Origin of the sequence: Brevibacterium atlanticum (assembly GCF_011617245.1) — a bacterium.
Taxonomy (GTDB): Bacteria; Actinomycetota; Actinomycetes; order Actinomycetales; family Brevibacteriaceae; genus Brevibacterium; species Brevibacterium atlanticum.
This window is the reverse complement of sequence record NZ_CP050152.1, coordinates 136193-153273: the sequence shown is the minus strand read 5'-3', so window position 1 is coordinate 153273 and position 17081 is coordinate 136193. Positions and strand designations below refer to the sequence as shown.

Annotated in this window: 15 protein-coding genes; 7 read left to right on the top strand and 8 right to left on the bottom strand. The window is 66.2% G+C overall.

The window, feature by feature from the left end; genetic code table 11:
- Nucleotides 1–3 precede the first annotated feature (3 nt).
- Entirely contained in the window at nt 4–780 is a 777-nt protein-coding gene (locus GUY23_RS00690; RefSeq protein WP_166968789.1) for an electron transfer flavoprotein subunit beta/FixA family protein, read from the bottom strand.
- 252 nt (nt 781–1032) lie between these two features.
- Between GUY23_RS00690 and GUY23_RS00685 the strand changes: the two genes are divergently transcribed.
- Entirely contained in the window at nt 1033–1488 is a 456-nt protein-coding gene (locus tag GUY23_RS00685; protein ID WP_166968787.1) for an Lrp/AsnC family transcriptional regulator, read from the top strand.
- Nucleotides 1489–1519: 31 nt separating this feature from the next.
- Here the strand turns inward: GUY23_RS00685 and GUY23_RS00680 are convergent, their stop codons facing one another.
- From GUY23_RS00680 to GUY23_RS00665, 4 genes are all read right to left on the bottom strand, one after another.
- A complete protein-coding gene (locus tag GUY23_RS00680; protein ID WP_166968785.1) occupies nt 1520–2536 on the bottom strand; it encodes an ABC transporter substrate-binding protein in 1017 nt (338 codons plus the stop codon).
- A gap of 87 nt (nt 2537–2623) precedes the next feature.
- Nucleotides 2624–4534, bottom strand: coding sequence for a siderophore-interacting protein (locus tag GUY23_RS00675; protein WP_166968783.1), 1911 nt, complete (start codon nt 4532–4534; stop codon nt 2624–2626).
- A gap of 210 nt (nt 4535–4744) precedes the next feature.
- A complete protein-coding gene (locus tag GUY23_RS00670) occupies nt 4745–5770 on the bottom strand; it encodes an ABC transporter substrate-binding protein (protein WP_166968781.1) in 1026 nt (341 codons plus the stop codon).
- Nucleotides 5771–5983: 213 nt separating this feature from the next.
- Nucleotides 5984–6610, bottom strand: coding sequence for a TetR/AcrR family transcriptional regulator (locus GUY23_RS00665; protein ID WP_166975392.1), 627 nt, complete (start codon nt 6608–6610; stop codon nt 5984–5986).
- A gap of 195 nt (nt 6611–6805) precedes the next feature.
- Here GUY23_RS00665 and GUY23_RS00660 point away from each other — a divergent pair, with 195 nt between their 5' ends.
- The 6 genes from GUY23_RS00660 (at nt 6806) to GUY23_RS00635 (ending at nt 13218) form a co-directional block, all read left to right on the top strand.
- On the top strand, nt 6806–7318 hold the full coding sequence (locus tag GUY23_RS00660) for a YqeB family protein (RefSeq protein WP_166968779.1): 513 nt from the start codon (nt 6806–6808) through the stop codon (nt 7316–7318).
- Nucleotides 7319–7517: 199 nt separating this feature from the next.
- A complete protein-coding gene (pdhA, locus tag GUY23_RS00655) occupies nt 7518–8639 on the top strand; it encodes a pyruvate dehydrogenase (acetyl-transferring) E1 component subunit alpha (RefSeq protein WP_166968777.1) in 1122 nt (373 codons plus the stop codon).
- Entirely contained in the window at nt 8636–9721 is a 1086-nt protein-coding gene (locus tag GUY23_RS00650; protein ID WP_166968774.1) for an alpha-ketoacid dehydrogenase subunit beta, read from the top strand. Before pdhA ends, GUY23_RS00650 begins: the two co-directional genes overlap by 4 nt.
- A complete protein-coding gene (locus GUY23_RS00645) occupies nt 9721–11136 on the top strand; it encodes a dihydrolipoamide acetyltransferase family protein (RefSeq protein WP_228282616.1) in 1416 nt (471 codons plus the stop codon). The genes GUY23_RS00650 and GUY23_RS00645 overlap by 1 nt, the downstream gene beginning before the upstream one ends.
- 262 nt (nt 11137–11398) lie before the next feature.
- Complete coding sequence (locus GUY23_RS00640) at nt 11399–11716, top strand: DUF3311 domain-containing protein (RefSeq protein WP_166968772.1); 318 nt, start codon at nt 11399–11401, stop codon at nt 11714–11716.
- Entirely contained in the window at nt 11713–13218 is a 1506-nt protein-coding gene (locus GUY23_RS00635; protein ID WP_166968770.1) for a sodium:solute symporter family protein, read from the top strand. Before GUY23_RS00640 ends, GUY23_RS00635 begins: the two co-directional genes overlap by 4 nt.
- 269 nt (nt 13219–13487) lie before the next feature.
- Here the strand turns inward: GUY23_RS00635 and GUY23_RS00630 are convergent, their stop codons facing one another.
- The 3 genes from GUY23_RS00630 to GUY23_RS00620 form a co-directional block, all read right to left on the bottom strand.
- On the bottom strand, nt 13488–13796 hold the full coding sequence (locus GUY23_RS00630; protein ID WP_166968768.1) for an addiction module antidote protein: 309 nt from the start codon (nt 13794–13796) through the stop codon (nt 13488–13490).
- Between the two features lie 211 nt (nt 13797–14007).
- Entirely contained in the window at nt 14008–15633 is a 1626-nt protein-coding gene (locus tag GUY23_RS00625; protein ID WP_166968766.1) for an amidohydrolase, read from the bottom strand.
- A 215-nt stretch (nt 15634–15848) separates the two neighbouring features.
- Nucleotides 15849–17054, bottom strand: coding sequence for an acyl-CoA dehydrogenase family protein (locus GUY23_RS00620; protein ID WP_166968764.1), 1206 nt, complete (start codon nt 17052–17054; stop codon nt 15849–15851).
- Nucleotides 17055–17081: the final 27 nt, after the last annotated feature.

The following is a 17081-nucleotide window of genomic DNA, read 5'->3' as shown; positions in this document are numbered from 1 at the left end:
TCCTTAGGCCAGACGGTTCTTGGTGAGGTATTCGGCGAGGTCAGCGCCGCCATTGCCTTCGTCGGCGACCTTCTCGCCGGCTTCACGCGGCGGCTTCTCGGCGACGGTGACCATGATCGAGCGGGCCACGGACTGGTCCTCGGCGTCGATCTCGAGATCGGACAGGCCGATGACCTCGAAGGGCTTCTTCTTCGCGGCCATGATGCCCTTGAAGTTCGGGAAGCGCGCCTCGGGCAGAGCCTCGGTGATCGAGATGACGGCGGGCAGTTCGGCCGAGACCTGCTGCTGGCCGCCTTCGATGGCGCGGGTGCCGGAGACCTTGCCGTCGGAGATCTCGACGGCGGTCAGGCCGGTCACGTGCGGGTAGTCGAGGTGCTCGGCGAGCATCGCCGGCATCATCCCGCCGTTGCCGTCGGTGGAGACGTTGCCGGTGATGACGAGGTCGTACTCGCCTCGGCGGATGGCGGCGGCGAGCACCTCGGCGGTCAGGCCCAGGTCGGCTCCGGCCAGGCCCTCATCGGCCACGTGCACGGCATTGTCGGCACCCATCGCCAGACCTTTGCGGATCGTGGCGGTCGCGGTTTCGGGGGCCATCGAGATGACGGTCACCTCGGTGTCGCCATCGCTGTCTTTGCTCGACAGCGCGACTTCGAGGGCGCGCTCACCGATCTCGTCGAGGACGGCTTCGGAGGCGCCCCGATCGGCGAGTCCGGTTTCCAAGTTCAGCTTCCGGTCTCCGTAGGTATCCGGGACCTCTTTGACCAACACCGCGATCTTCAAGGATGACTCCTAATTCGTTGAAGCAGTTCCAGCTGCAATGAGACTTCCGTCTCATAATCTACAGGTGGCTGTTTCGTCTCCGTAAGCCGGGTCCGTCCGAATCCGGCCATGTGTCCAGTCACCATGGTACGTGCGACGCACCACAGATATCTTCGTTACTGTACGAACGATCGACAGAATTTGTCCAATGGCGCCGGGTCCTAGAATGGGGAGCAGACCAGGCTGCAGTGATCAATGGTGAAGGAGCGCCCCGTGGCATTCGACCTCGACGACATCGACCGCAGCATCATCGCTGCCCTCGTCGAGGATTCGCGACTGAGCGTGCGTCAGCTCGCCGAACGCGTCCACATCTCCCGCTCGGCCGCACACAAGCGCTTCACCACGCTCATCGATTCCGGGGCGATCCGGAAATTCACCGCCGAGGTGGACCGCAGTGCGCTCGGCATGACCGTGACCGCCGTGGTCGTCGTCAAGATCGGCGACCGCCCTTGGCCGCAGGTCCGCGATGACCTGGCCGCGCTGCCCTTCGTGGAGAAAGTGCAGGCCGTCAGCGGTGACATCGACGCGCTCGTGACGGTCAACGCCCCGGACAACACCGCCCTGTCCCAGGTGATCCTGCGCCGCATCCACGAGGTCCCGGGCGTCGTATCCTCCCGGTCGCTGCTCATCCTCGACGAGGCGGAGGGGCACCGACCCGGAGCCGGCTGAGCCGCCGAGGCGGCTCAACCACCTCGGCGACTCAGTCCTTCTGGTACTCCTTGATGGCCCTCTCCGCCATCTTCAGTCCGTATTCCGCATCGGAGTAGCCGGCGATCGTGGCCTTGCCGATCGGGTAGACGTGGCCAGCCTTGGCAGCGGGCAGCTCCTTGAACACCGCCGAATCGATGAGGGTCGTGGTCAGCTCGTCGTAGTCACCGCGCAGATCGGAGTTGACGAAGATGATGTCGGCATCGTCAAGGCTCTTATCGAGGACCTCCATGGAGATCTGCGCCTCCGGCTCGACCTTTCCGGATTTGTTGCCGCCCTGCGCGGCCTCTCCGTATTTCTCGACCATCGTGTCCTCGGCGGCCGACCAGTCGAATCCGAGCGGGGGAAGGATGGTGCCGAGCATGTTCTCACTGCCCCACAGGTAGGCGGAATTGTCCTCGAATGATGAGGCCGCGCCGATCGTCGTGCCCTTCGTGACGTCGGCGTACTCATCGGCGATCCGCTTCTGCTCGGCTTCGAACTCGCTGTCGAGCGCTTCGAGTTCGTCAGTCTGGTTGACCGCGTCGGCCACTTCCTTGACGCGCTGCTTCCACTGCGCACGGTCACCGCCGCGCAGGGTGAACTGATAGACCGGGGCGATCTCCTGCAGCTGCTCGATCATCTCGGGTTCCTGCGTGTTCGGCGACAGGATGAGGTCGGGGTCCGCTTCGGCGATCTTCTCGAGATCCGGCTCCTCCTGAGCAACCACCGGAATCTCGCCCAGCTGGTCCACCCATTCCTCCGGCACGGCCGTGTCCATGAACGCTCCCTGCCCGACGGGCGGGACGTCGAGGTCCATGAGCGTCTCCGTCGCCGCATAATGCAGCGTGACGACGCTCTGCGGGTCGGCAGGCACCTCGACCTCTTCGCCGGTGGCGTCGGTGACCGTGCGAGTGTCGTTCGAAGCCTCGCCTGAAGCCTCGGCGTCGCCGCCGCTTCCGCAGCCGGCAAGCAGCGCCAGGCCTGCGGCACCTGCGATCACGGCACCGGTGATGCGATTGATTCTCATGTCTTCCTGTGTCTTTCTGTCAGGCGAACCATCGGCTCGATCAGCGCCGAAGGTCCGGTTCCACAGTGGAAATCTGCGGGCCGGTGCTCAGCGTCTGTCGGCGATGACGGCGCGGCGGAAGCGTCCGAAGCCCCACCCGATGTCGACGACGTCGACGGTTGCAGCTCCGAGCTCGACGAGGAGGTCTCGCACCTCGTCACTCGTCCATGAGGCGTGGCCGGTGGCGGCGAAGGCGGAGACGAGCTCTTCGGCCTGGTGGTCGTCGGCTTCGGCCTCATCGGTGAAGGGTTCGACGACGACGAGGCTGCCGCTGTTCTCGATCACGCGAGCGAGCAGTCCCCGGGCTTCGACCCGCGAGCGTCCGGTCAGGCCCGCGAGGAGGAGGGTGGCGTCGACACTCGGCCATGCCTGCTCGCCGGTCAACGCTGCGGCCGCCGGCATGTGGATGCCGCGTCCGGCTTCGGGTGCCCTCCGCGTCAGGGCGGCGGCCACCTCGGCGCCGGCATCACCGGCCAGGGCGACACTCGACGCGGTCGCGATGGGCTCGAGGTCGAGGATGATGTCGAGGACGTACTGGAGATGGTCGAGGGTGCGGCTGCGATGGGCGGCGTCGAGGTTCTCATCGGCGGCACGCTGGTCGTGCCACGTGCGCGCCTGGGTTGCCGAGGCTCGCGAGGTCCTGGCTGCGAACCCGCCCCGGAGGACGTCGATGAGGTCGACGATGGAGAAGAGGTCGAGCAGTGCCGGATCCTCGAGGTCGAGTCCGTCGGCCGAGCCTTCGCTCGTGAGCACGGCACCGGTCGGGGTGTTGCGGTAGTGATCGCCATCGCGTTCGAGCAGTCCGAGTGAGCACATTGCGGTGAGGAGCACGCGGATGCCGTCGGTGTCGATGCCGGATTCGGCCGCGATCGCCTCGGCGGTGGTGATGTCTCCGGCGATGAGGTCGTTGATGCCGAAGGTCACGGCCGCGCGGGTGATGATCGGCGGCAGGATCTCGGTCATCTCGTGGACCTGGTGGAGGACGTCGAGGGAGGATTCGGTGCTCGCCGAGGCGGCTGGATCGTCGGTGGGGATGCCGACGGTGGGCGACTCACCGGAAGTGGGGGCGGCCGCCTCGGCGCCGGTGCGGCTGTCAGTGACGGTACTGCGGTCGACGGCAGAACTCTGGTCGGCGGCAGGGCGGCGCTCCGCCGGCGTCTTCCGCCAGTACCCGACGACCTCGACGTCCTCCTTCGGCAGGCCGAGGTCACGACGGAGGTAGCGGCGGATGGGGGCGATGGTCAGGGCCTCGCCGGCGCACCACGCGAAGGTGCGCCCGTCGGGCAGACTCACATTCCGCACGGTGTCGTACATAAGCGTCGATTCGCCGGGCGGGGTCGCGCCGCGGATGAGCCAGTCGATCTCGACGTCCGCCTCGGTGGGGATGTCTTGGATGTCCTCGGCGGTGGGGACTTCGACGATGATGTGGGCGCGGGTGCCGGCGGGGGCCTCCTCGAGCCAGCGGCCGACTGCCGGCAGGGCCGTCTCGTCGGCGATGAGCAGATGGAAGTCGACATCCAGGTTGATCCCGGCGCAGGTCTTCGGTCCGGCGAAGCTGAGGCGATCGCCGACGGAGACGGTGAAGGCCCAGTCCGAAGCGAGTCCGGAATCATGCCGGACGACGTCGAAGGAGAAGGACCCGGCCTCGGGGTCGACGCTGCGGACGGTGTAGTCGCGGGTGAGGGCGAGTGCCTCACGGTTCCAGTTGAAGCGGAACTCCCCCTGCTCGCCGATGTCGACGGCACTGCCGTCGGGCGGTGGGACGACGAGTTTCACGTGATCGTCGAAACCCTCGGAGCGAAATGCCGGCCGCGGCACACCGTCGACCTCACTCGCCTCCAATTGAGCGCCCGCCACAGTCAGGCGTCGCATATTGGGAGTGATGTCGACGATGCCGGTGACCTCCACCTCACGCAGAATGATCGGCAGCACCTGCATGGGCCTGGAAGTTCGCGGCACGTATTCAGCTCCGAGGATTCCTTGACGTATGAAACAGCGAGAATCAGGGGTTCGTGACTTCAAGCAGGTGTGTCAACTGCCTTAAGGCCACACGAATGTTCCCTAAATCTCATAGGTCAGCCTAACCTGAGATTGTGAAGGGCACAACACCGCCTCCGAAATTTTTCTCAGAGTGAGACGAAGAGCGCCGTTCGCGGCCCCTGAATGGGCTCAATCCGACCCGACCTGGACAGGCCCTTTGCCGGCAGCCGCCTCGGCGAGGGCCGGAGTGAGATTGTCGATGACGTACGGCAGGCTCAAGGGCGTCGAGAAGTAGATCGCCCCGGCCAGCACGTCATCGGTGTAGACGACCTTCTTCGCCTGCATCGGCTCGAGTCGCTTGACCACCGGGTTCTTCTCCAGCGCCGCTCGGTCCTGACGCTCCTCCGTGCCCCAGATGAGGACATCGGCGGCATTGAGGACGTCGAGCTTCTCTTCGGGGATGTACGCCTGGCCGCCCGAGGCGTCCTCGGGCGCGTATTCGTCGATCTCGCTCGGCACGACGGGGCCGAGCTGGGTGAGGAAGTCGGTGCCGAGCCCGTTCTGATAGGCGATCGCGTTTCCTTCGGAGATCTGATTCTGGAGGTAGACGACGGGCACGTCGGCGAGTTCGGGGTGCTCCTCGGCCGCCTCGGCGAATTGGTCGTCGATGTCGTCGGCGATCCCCTTCGCTTCGTCGGACTTCCCGAGCGCCTCGCCGATCTGCTCGAGTTGGACCTCCCACGGCTCGAAGTACATCGGATAGTCCGCGGAGTGCGCGACAGTCGGTGCGAGTTCGCTCAGCTGCTGATATTGGCTCTTCGTCAGCCCCGCATTCACACCGATGATGAGGTCGGGCTCGAGCTCGGCCACCGCCTCGAGGTCGGGCCCGTCGGTGGCCTCGAGGACGGTCGGCTCGGAATCGCCGCGCGCCTCATCAGCCCACGGCCAGGACGCATGTGGATACTCCCCATACCACTCGGTCACGCCGACGGGATCGGCACCGAGCGCCCAGAGCGCGTCCTGCTCGGTGACTCCGACCGAGACGATCCGCTTCGGCTCGGAGTCGATCGTCGTCGTGCCATAGGCGTGTTCGACCGTGATGGGGAATTCGCCGCTGCCGGTCGCCTCAGGCCTGTCCGCTTCACCTGATGAGCAGGCAGCGAGGAGAAGCAGTGAGGCGGCGCCGGCCGCAATGACGCAGCGGACACGCCTCACCTGCCGGGATCGGACAGTCGAGTGGGACGGGTCGGACGCGCCGGCGTGGGCGGTCGAGTCTGTGCAGGAGGTCGAGTCTGTGTGGTCGAGGGCCAAGGTTGTCTCCGATGGTTGAGCGGGCGGGCGCGTCGGCGGCGATGCCGTTGCCGCGCAGGCACCTCTGCAGAGTATGAGGTAAGGCTAATCTTATCCACAAGAACTCGACCTGCGACGCTACGGGCTGAGCGTCTTCTCGACCGCCCGGATCGTCAGCTCGAGGGCACGCGCTCGACCGGACGAGTCGGCCTTACCGGAGCCGACGCTGAAGAGGTGCCCTGCACCCACCGTGAGGAAGACGTAGGCGGCCGCCCATTCGACGGGCACGTCGCTCGCAATCGAGCCATCGCTCTGCCCGCGGGCGATGACCCTCTCGAGGGGGTCGCCATCGTCGGTGCCCTTGAGGTCGGAGGCACCTCCGGAACCCACCGCCGAGGCGGTCGCAGCCGCCTCCGTTCGCCCCTGTTGGGCCACCTCGGCGAAGTGATCATCGGTGATGATCGGATTGTCGGCGAAGAGCAGGGTGAGAACGTCGGGCACGGTGAACAGCTCTGCACAGATCCGCTCGACCGCTGCCAGCCCCTGCCCCTCATCCGGGCGGGCGCGCATGAACGCGTCGATGAACATCCGGGCGCCGAGGCGGGCAACCTCGGCGACGAGGGCCTCCCGATCACCGAAATGCCGGTACAGGGTGGTGCGCCCGACCCCGATCCCCTGGGAGAGGTCGAGCATCGAGGCGGCCGGATTGCCGGCCAGCACCGTCAGCGCCTCGCCGACCAGAGCATCTCTGCCCAAACGACGCATACCCTGCACAGGCCCACCCCTCTCCTGATCTGCTGTCCCGATCTGCGCACGGACGACCCGCACGCCACTCCGCTCGCGACCACCCGAATCACCCACCACAGTCTACTGATGGAACATAACTGTTCCACTTTGGTACACTGGAGTTCCGATATCGCCAGACCAGGCACCGCAGTCACTGTCAAGGATCGAACGCACATGGATCAGCCCCATCATGAGAGCGACTCCTCGCGGAAGGCACGCACCGCGACGACGTTCAGCCTCCGGACCGGCGACGTGATCATCATCGGCATCGTCTGCATCGGCATCGGCGTCGCTCTCGGATTCTTCCTGCCCGCGCTGGGTTCGTTCGCCGCACGATTCCCCATCCCCTTCGGTGATCCGATCGAGAAGCTCAGCCGCTTCGACCAACCCTGGGTCGTCGCCGCCAGACCGATCATCGGCGCGGCGCTCGGGATCATCGCGACCGTCGTCATCAGCATGTCGACGACTCCCCTGTGCGTCGATGACGAAGTGATCACGGTCGGACGCGAGAATGACCACCCGCTGCGGATCTCCCGGGAGTCGTTCTCAACCGCCTACTTCGACGGAGGCAAGCTGACGATCCTCACCTCCGGCGGGCATCAGGCGTACAAGGGTGATGTCGAGGGCAAGAAGGACGCGATCGTCGAGGCCTTCACCTCCCGCGGGTATCGCTGGGGTGAGATCTGAGAGCCTGAGCCGCAGCCGAAGGTCAGCCCGGAGGCCGGACCCCGGATGCCGGAGAGCAGAGTGCGTCGGCCACAGCCAAACGTCCACACGACCGGCCGCTGCCGATCCTTTCGTCCCGAGTCCACGCGACGAATGGCCGCCCGTCCTCACCTGCCGCGAAGCCGTGGAATCGTGACTCCGCTCACGGCACCATGGGGCCATGACCATTGACGTTCCCACCACAGGCCGCTCTCTGCCCCAACTGCAGCCGATCAGCTTCATCGGCCCTGATGGGCAGCCCACCGACACCCCGACCGAGGGGCTGCGGATCCCCAGCGATGCCACCCTCATCGGTCTCTACCGGCAGATGGTCCTCGTCCGCCGGTTCGAAGCACAGGTCACCCATCTGACCCGCCAGGGTCGACTCGCAACCTACCCGTCCGCGGCCGGTCAGGAAGCCGCCGAGGTGGGAGCGACGACCGCACTGGCGCCGAACGATTGGCTCTTCCCCACCTACCGCGACTCGGCAGCGCTGCTGACCCGCGGTGTGCCCGTGGCCGAGCTCCTCGCCGCCTTCCGAGGCGACTGGCACTGCGGATTCGATCCGCACGAATACCACACCTCACCTGCGGCAACACCCCTGGCGACGCAGACCCTGCACGCCACAGGCTTCGCGATGGCCGCGAAGCTCAAGGGCGAGGATGCTGCGACTCTGACCTTCCTCGGCGACGGCGCCAGCAGTGAGGGCGACACCCACGAGGCGTTCAACTTCGCCTCCGTGTGGCAGACGCCGACGGTCTTCGTCCTCCAGAACAACCAGTACGCGATCTCGACACCCCTGCGCGAACAGACGAACGCGACGATGCTCGCCGACCGTGCCGCCGGCTACGGAATGCCGGGACTGCGGGTCGACGGCAACGATGTCGCGGCCGTCTTCGCTGCGGTCTCCGCCGCTCTCGAACGCGGCCGCAACGGTGACGGCCCGACGCTCATCGAGTGCCTGACCTACCGGATGGAATCGCACACGAACTCCGACGACCCGACGAAGTACCGCGAGTCCGAGGAAGTCGAGCACTGGAAGCAGTTCGATCCCATCGACCGACTCGAGAAGTATCTGCGCTCGACCGGAGCCCTCAACGATGCCGGAGTCGCCGACGTCGCCGAGGCGGCCGAGGCCCTGGCCGAGACCGTGCGCGATGCCATGAACACCGAGGCCGAGATCGACCCGCGCGAACTCTTCGCCCACGTCTACTCCCGCCCGCGGACTGCACTTGCCGAACAGCAACAGCTCCTCGAAGCCGAACTCGCAGGCACCGAACTCGCAGCGGCAGGGCAGGCATGAGCGTCGAGGCCGGCACCACCCCAACCACCGACCCAAACGCGGTGGACGTCGAATCGGGCACGGCCACCTCGGCGAACGAAGACGCGGCTGTTCCCGAGGCCAGGCCCACTTCGGTGACGATGACGAAGGCACTCAACCAGGCGTTGCGCGACTGCCTGGCCGACGACGACACCGTCCTCGTCTTCGGGGAGGACGTCGGCCGCCTCGGCGGTGTCTTCCGGGTCACGGAAGGACTGCGCGCCGAATTCGGGGCGACCCGGGTCTGGGATTCGCCGCTGGCGGAGTCGGGGATCATCGGCACCGCGATCGGGATGGCGATGAACGGGATGCGCCCTGTCGTCGAGATGCAGTTCGATGCCTACGCCTATCCTGCGTTCGAGCAGATCGTCTCGCACGTGGCGAAGATGCGGAACCGGACGAAGGGCCGCGTCAGCCTGCCGATCACGATCCGGATCCCCTATGCCGGCGACATCGGCGGGGTCGAGCACCATTCGGATTCCTCTGAGGCCTATTGGACGTCGACGCCGGGGCTCACGGTCGTCACCCCATCGAATCCGGCCGACGCGTATTCGCTGCTGCGCGAGTCGATCGCCTCCGACGATCCGGTCGTGTTCATGGAGCCGAAGTCGCGGTACTGGATGAAGGAGACGCTGACCCTGCCCGTGACCACGGCGCCGATGGATCGCGCTCAGGTCATCCGCGAGGGCACCGACGCCACCCTGCTCGCCTACGGTCCGACCGTGCGCACGGCCCTGGACTCTGCTGAAGCCGGTGCCGAACATGGACTGTCCATCGAGGTCATCGACCTGCGCACGCTCTCCCCGTTCGATGATGAGACGGTGTCCGCCTCGGTGCGCAAGACCTCACGGGCGGCGATCATCCATGAGGCCGCCCAGTTCGGCGGGTACGGCGCCGAGGTGGCCGCCCGCCTCACCGAACGCAACTTCACCTACCTGTCGGCCCCGATCCTACGGATCACCGGGTTCGATGTGCCCTATCCGTCGCCGAAGCTCGAGGAGTTCTACTTGCCTACCGTCGAACGCGTGCTCGATTCGCTCGAGTCCTGGGATTGGGAGCTGTGATGAGCGCCGATATGAGCACCGGGATGCGCGGGACCAACGAGCGCGGGGCCGGCTCGCGCGAGTTCATCCTCCCCGACCTCGGCGAAGGCCTCACCGAGGCGGAGCTGATCTCCTGGAAGGTCGCTGTAGGAGACACGGTCCACGTCGATCAGATGGTCGTCGAGGTCGAATCCGCGAAGTCCGTCGTCGAGCTTCCCTGCCCGTACGCCGGGCAGATCACTGCCCTTCTCGCGGAGGCCGGTGACACCGTATCCGCAGGTCAGGCCCTGCTCTCCGTCGCCGAGGCGGGGGCCGGGACGGGTGCCGATGACGAGTCGACTCCGCTCGCCGAGACGTCCGAATCCAGCGGCGCGAACCTCATCGGCTACGGCACGTCGGAGCCGAAGACCCGGTCATCGAAGAGGCGTTCGTTCGGCGGCAAGCGCGCCGCCGCGCCCGAAGAGACTGACTCCGCACCGGCCGTTCCGACGCTCAGCCCGGACACCCCCTCCCGGCCACCGGTCGAAACACCGATGACTGAGGGCGACCGCGTCTCCCCCGTGTCCTCACCGCTCGTGCGCAAGCTCGCGAAGGACCACGGACTCAGCGCCAAGCATCTCGCCGGCACCGGTGTTGGTGGCGTCGTCACCAGGGCTGATGTCCTCGCGGCCATCGAATCCGACGGAGCTGCCGAACACTCCTCAGCCACCTCGGCGGGCGTGCCTACCTCTGCCGGGCAGGGCGAGCGCGACACCCGCACTCCGATCACGGGACTGCGCAAGGTCGTCTCCGAGCGGCTCGCCCGTTCACGGCAGGAGATTCCCGAGGCGACGATCTGGCTCGATGTCGATGCGACCGAGCTGCTCAACACGAAGCGTGCGCTCGAGGCGCGGACCGGTGAGAAGTACTCCCTGCTCTCGCTCGTCGCGCGCTTCGTCGTCGCCGGGCTGAAGAAGTACCCGATCATCAACTCCTCGATCGACACGGCCGCCGGCGAGATCGTCACGCACGGCGACATCAACCTCGGCCTCGCCGCGCAGACCCCGCGCGGACTCATGGTCCCCGTCGTCCACGGCGCCGATCAGATGAGTCTGCGGCAGCTGCGTGACCGCGTCGGCGAGACCGTCGGGAAGGCGTCGACGGGGAAGTTCGATCCGTCCGACCTGTCAAGTGGGACGTTCACGCTGAACAACTATGGCGTGTTCGGCGTCGACGGTTCGGCCCCGATCATCAACCTCCCCGAGGTGGCCATGCTCGGTCTCGGCCGGATCAAGGAGCGCCCGTGGGTCGTCGACGGCGAACTCACAGTGCGCAAGGTGATGTACCTGTCCTTCGTCTTCGACCACCGGGCATGCGACGGCCAGGAGCCGAGCGAGTTCCTCACCTTCGTCGCCGACTGCATCGAGAACCCGATCTCACTCCTGCCGGAGCTCTGAGCGCGACCTCGATCAAGCGATAGCGCGTCTGTCGATCGGCCCACCTGTCGACAGACGCGCGGCGGCTTGAACGACGCTGATGCGGCCCTCCGGTCGATCGAAACCGCAGCCCCAAAAGCAGCCTAAGCTGCCCGGTGACATCGATAGGTCCACGATTCGGACCACTTCCCGCTGAGTGTGACTCACGCAACTAGCCTGACCGAGTCCACTCACCGTCGGCGCGAGCGCACGTCGGTCCGAATCAACCGCGAAGGGGCCAGCCATGTCAGAAGCCCACGATTCTGCGTCACGGTCGGGGCCGCCTCGGCGATGGTCGCTGTTGCTCCTCATCATTCCGGTGATCCTCTACGTGCTCACCCCGGTGGTCGCGAACTCGGTCGAACCGCGCCTCTTCGGCATGCCGTTCATCGTCACCTACACGATCATCGTCACGATCCTCACCTGGTTCTTCGTGTGGATGGCCGCTCGCGGGGACCGCTTCTACCGCGGCGACCTGCCCGAGCACATCCCCTCGGACGTCGCATTCGGTGAGGACTACGCGATCGACCCAGTGGCCGACGGTGAGGAGGCCGACCGATGAGCACTCCAGCGATCATCGCCTGCATCATCTTCGGCCTCGCCATGCTCGCGACCATCGGCATCGGCGTGTGGTCGGGTCGGGGCAGGGAGAAGTCCCTCGACGAATGGTCGGTGTCCGGGCGCGGCCTCGGCGTCGTCTTCATCCTCCTGCTCATGGCCGGCGAGACCTACACGTCGTTCTCATTCCTCGGCACCGCCGGCTGGTCGTACTCCTACGGTGTGCCGATCCTCTACCTCATCGGCTATCTGAGCATCGGGCTTGTCGTCGCCTACCTCGTCGGCCCACTGTTCTGGACCTATGCGGCCAGGCACAAGCTCGTCAGCCTCTCCGACATCGTCGAACACCGGTTCCGCTCGCGGGGGCTGGCGATTCTCGTCGCCGTGCTCGCGACGATCTTCATCGTTCCCTACATCCAGCTGCAGATCCAGGGCATGGGCGCCGTGGTCAACGCGATGAGCTACGGCGCGATCGACCTCAAGATCGCGGCGATCATCTCCTTCATCGTCGCCGAGGCGTTCATCCTCTTCTCGGGTCTGCGCGGTTCCGCATGGGTGTCGGTGTTCAAGGACGGGCTCGTCATCCTCGCCGTCGCGTTCCTCGCGGTCTATGTGCCGCTGCACTACTTCGACGGGCTCGCGCCGCTGCTCGACCGCCTCGTGGTCGAGAAGTCGCAGTGGCTGACCTTCCCCGGTGCCGGCGACGGGGTCTACGGCAGCGCATGGTTCATCTCGACGATCATCCTCAACGGCATCACGATCACGGTGTTCCCCACGTCGATCGCCGGGTACCTGTCAGGCACCTCGGCGAACGCGCTGCGCCGGAACTCGATCATCCTGCCCTGGTACCAGCTCCTGCTCCTCGTGCCGATGATGGTCGGTGTGGCCGCGCTGTTCGTCGTACCCGCACTCAAGGATGCGGATCTGGCACTGTTCTCCGTGGTCATCGACTCTCTGCCGGCGCCGATCGTCGCGCTCATCGGTGTTGCCGGTGCGCTGTCGGCGATCGTGCCGATGAGCGTGTACATGCTCTCGATCGGATCCATGTGGGGCCGGACTGTTCTGGGCGGCGGTCTGGCCGGCCCGAAGGATGCGGCCTCGCTGACAAGCGAGCAGCTTGCCGCTCGAGGGCTGCGCCAGAAGACGCTGTCTCAGTGGGTGTGCCTGGCTGTCGGCGTGATCGCACTGGTGATGAGCCTGCTCATGCCCGATGCGCTCGTCGAGCTCTCGGTGCTCAGCTACGAAGGTCTGGCCCAGGTCGTCCCTGCGGCGCTGCTCGCGCTCTACTGGCCTCGGATGTCGAAGCAGGCCGCTGCGGCGGGTCTCATCGGCGGGTCGGTCGTCATGGTCGCCCTCCACTACACGGGCAACGATCCGCTACTCGGCATCAACGGCGGCCTCTGGGCGGTCGCGGCGAACCTCGTCGTGGTCATCCTCGTGACATTGGCGAAGCCGGACCCTCGGTGGGTGTCCTCGAGCGAGCGGGAGTCGCAGGCGGTGAGCTGAGGGAGTGGCTCTAAGGGAACAGCCCGGCGGTGCGCGGGAGGACGTCGGTCTGAGTGCGTCATTCAAGCGTGAGCGCACGCCTTTGGCCCCGTTCAAGCGGCAGCGCTTCTGTCGATAGACCCACCAATCGACAGAAGCGCGTCGGCTTGAACGACACATGGCGGGACACCGGGCTGAACCCACACGGGGGCCACAGACGTTTGTGCCGACTTCGAAGGCCGAGTAGGGATACGGCTTGGACTGGCAGTGGGCAGCCAGGCAACGTGAAGTCAGGCCGATTGAGTGCCGGGCCGCACTTCCAGGTGGAGGTCCAACGCCTGAGTCACCCGCAGGATTGTTGACCAGGTCGGATTTCCTTCGGCAGAGAGTGCTCGATAGAGGCCGTCTCGGCTCATGCCGACTCGTCTGGCTAGTTCGCTCATATTGCCTGAACGCGCAAGTATTCCCAATGCGGCGGGCATGGCTCCCGGGTCGTCGACAGAGTCCTCGAGAGCGACCTGCAGCAGTGACACTGCATCCTCGGTGTCGGCAACGTAGTTCGCCGCATCAAAGCTCCGGTACTTCTCATTGGTTGTCATAGCCGCTGTCCCCTTTCTGCCGGTCAGACTGCCACTAGCCGACCAGGCCAGGGCTGCCGTGGGCAAGTCGATCGAGGCGGAGCAGAATTCGCGAGCGCCCACCCCTGCCTTTCAGACTCTTGAGCCAACGATCGAATTCCCGGGTACTTCGAACCACGAGCATGTGTCGATTATATCTGACACCAAGCCCTCGCCCCGGCAGTCTCCGACGTCACTCGGAGTACACCTCGTCTCCGCCGACGTAGGTGGCGCGCACGTCGATGTCTGAGATCCCGTGCGGGTCGATGGTCAGCGGATTTTCGCCGAGAACGGTGAAGTCGGCGAGGTAGCCGGGTGCCAAGCGGCCCTTAAACGTTTCCTCGCCGGATGCTTCGGCCGATCCAAGCGTGAAGATCGACAGCGCCTCGGCGGCCGATACCTTCTGGGCCGGCCCGACCTCCACCCCATCGTCGACTCCAGTGCGGGTGACCAGCGACTGGAGGCCGAACAGCGGCTGGAATGGGCCGCACGGATAGTCCGAGGACCCGGCCACGGTGACCCCGGAGTCGAGGAATGACCGGTGGGCGAACATGCGCCCCATCCGCTCGGTCCCATACCAGGAGTTCAGCGCCCCACCGTGGTAACCGGCGTATCCGGCGAACGGCACAGCAATGGCACCGAGGCGGCTCATCCGTGCGAGGATGTCATCGTCGATCAGGCTGCAGTGCTCGATCCGGTGGCGCAGACCGGGGCGCGGGATTCGGGCCGACACATCCTCGAACGCGTCGAGGACGAGGCGGATCGCGGCATCACCATTGGCATGGACGCCGATGCGATTGCCGTCGGAATGGACGCGTTCGATGGCTGAGCGCAACTCCTCGGTCGAGGTGGTCTGCACCCCCTGATAGTTCGGGTCGGTGAATGGCTCCGACAACAGGCAGGTCCGCCCACCGATCGCTCCGTCGAGGAAAGCCTTGACTCCGATAAGTCTGAGTCGGTCGTCGCCGAACCCGCTGCCGATGCCGAGGTCAGCGGCCTTGTCGTAGTGGTCGATGGACAGGAGCATGCCGATCCGCAGCCCCAATCCGCCGTCGTCGCGAACGGCGGAGAGGATCCCGATGTCCTGGGGGCTGATGAGCGCATCGCAGATCGAGGTCAGCCCGGCGGCGTTCCACTGGGCGATCGTCCTGGCAGCTCCGATCTGCAGATCCTCGACGGTGTCTCCGGGGATGAAGCGACCGCCGCGCGCCGTGGCCGGCATCGACACATTCATCAGTGCCCTCTCCACGAGGCGGCCGTTGAGTCGCCCATCCGAGTACCGGTCATAGCGTCCGCCGTCGGGATCGGTCGATGTCTCTTCGATGCCCAACCATTCGAGGCCAGCCGAGTTGACCACCGCCCAGTGTCCGGCGACGTGAGTGACGATCACCGGCACCTCGGCCGCGATGCGGTCGAGGTCGTCGCGGAGGACGATCCCGGTCTTCTCATCGTCATAGCGACTGCCCTTGACCCAATCCCCCGCCGAGGCGGCTCCCACCTCGGCGGCGACCGCATCGAGAAGTCCGGTGACCGAACCGACGGCAGCATGAGACAGGTCGAGATGGAGCGCGTCCCCGGCGGTCAGCGCGAGGTGGGTGTGGGCGTCATTGAGACCGGGCACGATCGTCGCATCGCCGAGGTCGAGCACCTCGGCGCCGGGGAAGCGATCGCGGAGCTCTCTGAGATCGCCCGTGGCGGTGATGGTCTCTCCGGTCATGGCGAACGCCTCGGGCTCACGTCCACCGGGTGCATCGGGCCCGGGTTCGGCCTGCGCGACAATCGAATCGGCGCGGACGATCGTCGGTGTCATCTCCTCCATCGGAGCCTCCCCTCACATCTGTGGCGGCAGCTGCCGTCGCCGGAGCGAAACGCTCCGATCCACCCTCATCCTGGCACGCGCCGACCCGACCGTCGACCGCGCTCGCGCATTCCTGCGGCCCCGATCAAGCGGTAGCGCATTTATCGATTGGTGGGCCTATCGACAGACGCGCTACTGCTTGATCGACACTGAGCCGCAGTCGTCGACAGAGAGCCTCAGCCGTCGAGGAGGGCCGCCGCGTACATCGGGCGGGCCGCATCGGCGCTCGGCGGGGGGAAGAGCCCAGCCGTGGCATCCCGGAAGAGGCGAGAGAGTTCGTGTGTGTTGCCGAAACCGCTGCCGCTCGTGCACATGAGCGCGGTCTCCGCGCAGCGGCGGGCCGCCTCGGCGGATTTGATCCGCGCCCCGACGAGCCGCAGCGGCCAGCCGGCGCCATGGTCGACGAGGTCATCGAAGTCCCGCGCATACGCATCGATCATCGCGGTGACCGGCAGGAAGTCGAGGTGCGCGTCGGCCAGACGCGTGCGAGCCTCGGGCACCTCGGCGAAAGTGGTGCCGGCCTTCGCGGACTTCCGCTTGTGCAGTCCCGCCGCCCCCAGTTCGAGGGCCCGCGCAGCGACCCCGGCATAGACGGCGGCGATGAGGAGCTGGAAGTTCGAGGTGATGGCGAATGTGAGCAGGTCGGGGTGCTTGCCGGCGGGGATGACGCGCGAGACCCGCTCGGGCTTCATCGGCACGTTCTTGAGGATCGTCGCCCGCGACTGCGAGGCTCGCATGCCCAGCACGTCCCAGTCGTCGGAGACCGTGATGCCGGGAGCCGACCGCTCGATGAACCCGTACACGAGCTCACCCTCGGCCGGTTGATCCGCGTCCGGACCGGCGATCCCGTCATCGTCGGTGACCACGGATCCGTGGACGATGAGCCGCGTCCACACCGGAGACAGCGAGGTGAAGATCTTCACCCCGGTGAGTTCGAAACCGCCGTCGGCAGTGGGCACCGCCTCGGTGTTCGACCCCTGCAGAACCCAGTCGTTCGAGGGTTCGGAGATGCCGAACGCAAAGATCTCACCGGCCATGACCTCGTCGAAAACCCAGCCCAGCGAGTTGTCGCCGCGGTCGTTCATCGCCTTGACCACACCGGTGCACATGAGGTGCATGTTGATCGCGAGCGCCGTCGCCGGGGCCGCCGAGGCCAGCCGCTGCTGCAGTCGGGAGACCTCGAACAGGCTCAGCCCGGGTCCGCCGAAGGACTTTGGGACGAAGAGCGTGAGGTAGCCGCGCTCCTTGAGTTCGGCGAGGTCCTCGTCGAAGAACCGGTTCTCCCGGTCGTAGACGTCGGCACGCTCGCGGAAGCGTTCGAGGACCTCGTCGGGCAGGTAGGTCGCGGCGAGTTCGGCCACGCGCGTCTCGCGGTCGGTCATGATTCTCCTTCAGTGCGGGGTTGCGGG

Bases quoted from the DNA above. Each gene is read 5' to 3' on its own strand.
- GUY23_RS00680 (WP_166968785.1), bottom strand. From the start codon at position 2,536: ATGAGAATCAATCGCATCACCGGTGCCGTGATCGCAGGTGCCGCAGGC.
- GUY23_RS00665 (WP_166975392.1), bottom strand. From the start codon at position 6,610: ATGCGTCGTTTGGGCAGAGATGCTCTGGTCGGCGAGGCGCTGACGGTG.
- GUY23_RS00660 (WP_166968779.1), top strand. From the start codon at position 6,806: ATGGATCAGCCCCATCATGAGAGCGACTCCTCGCGGAAGGCACGCACC.
- pdhA (WP_166968777.1), top strand. From the start codon at position 7,518: ATGACCATTGACGTTCCCACCACAGGCCGCTCTCTGCCCCAACTGCAG.
- GUY23_RS00650 (WP_166968774.1), top strand. From the start codon at position 8,636: ATGAGCGTCGAGGCCGGCACCACCCCAACCACCGACCCAAACGCGGTG.
- GUY23_RS00645 (WP_228282616.1), top strand. From the start codon at position 9,721: ATGAGCGCCGATATGAGCACCGGGATGCGCGGGACCAACGAGCGCGGG.
- GUY23_RS00640 (WP_166968772.1), top strand. From the start codon at position 11,399: ATGTCAGAAGCCCACGATTCTGCGTCACGGTCGGGGCCGCCTCGGCGA.
- GUY23_RS00635 (WP_166968770.1), top strand. From the start codon at position 11,713: ATGAGCACTCCAGCGATCATCGCCTGCATCATCTTCGGCCTCGCCATG.
- GUY23_RS00630 (WP_166968768.1), bottom strand. From the start codon at position 13,796: ATGACAACCAATGAGAAGTACCGGAGCTTTGATGCGGCGAACTACGTT.
- GUY23_RS00625 (WP_166968766.1), bottom strand. From the start codon at position 15,633: ATGGAGGAGATGACACCGACGATCGTCCGCGCCGATTCGATTGTCGCG.
- GUY23_RS00620 (WP_166968764.1), bottom strand. From the start codon at position 17,054: ATGACCGACCGCGAGACGCGCGTGGCCGAACTCGCCGCGACCTACCTG.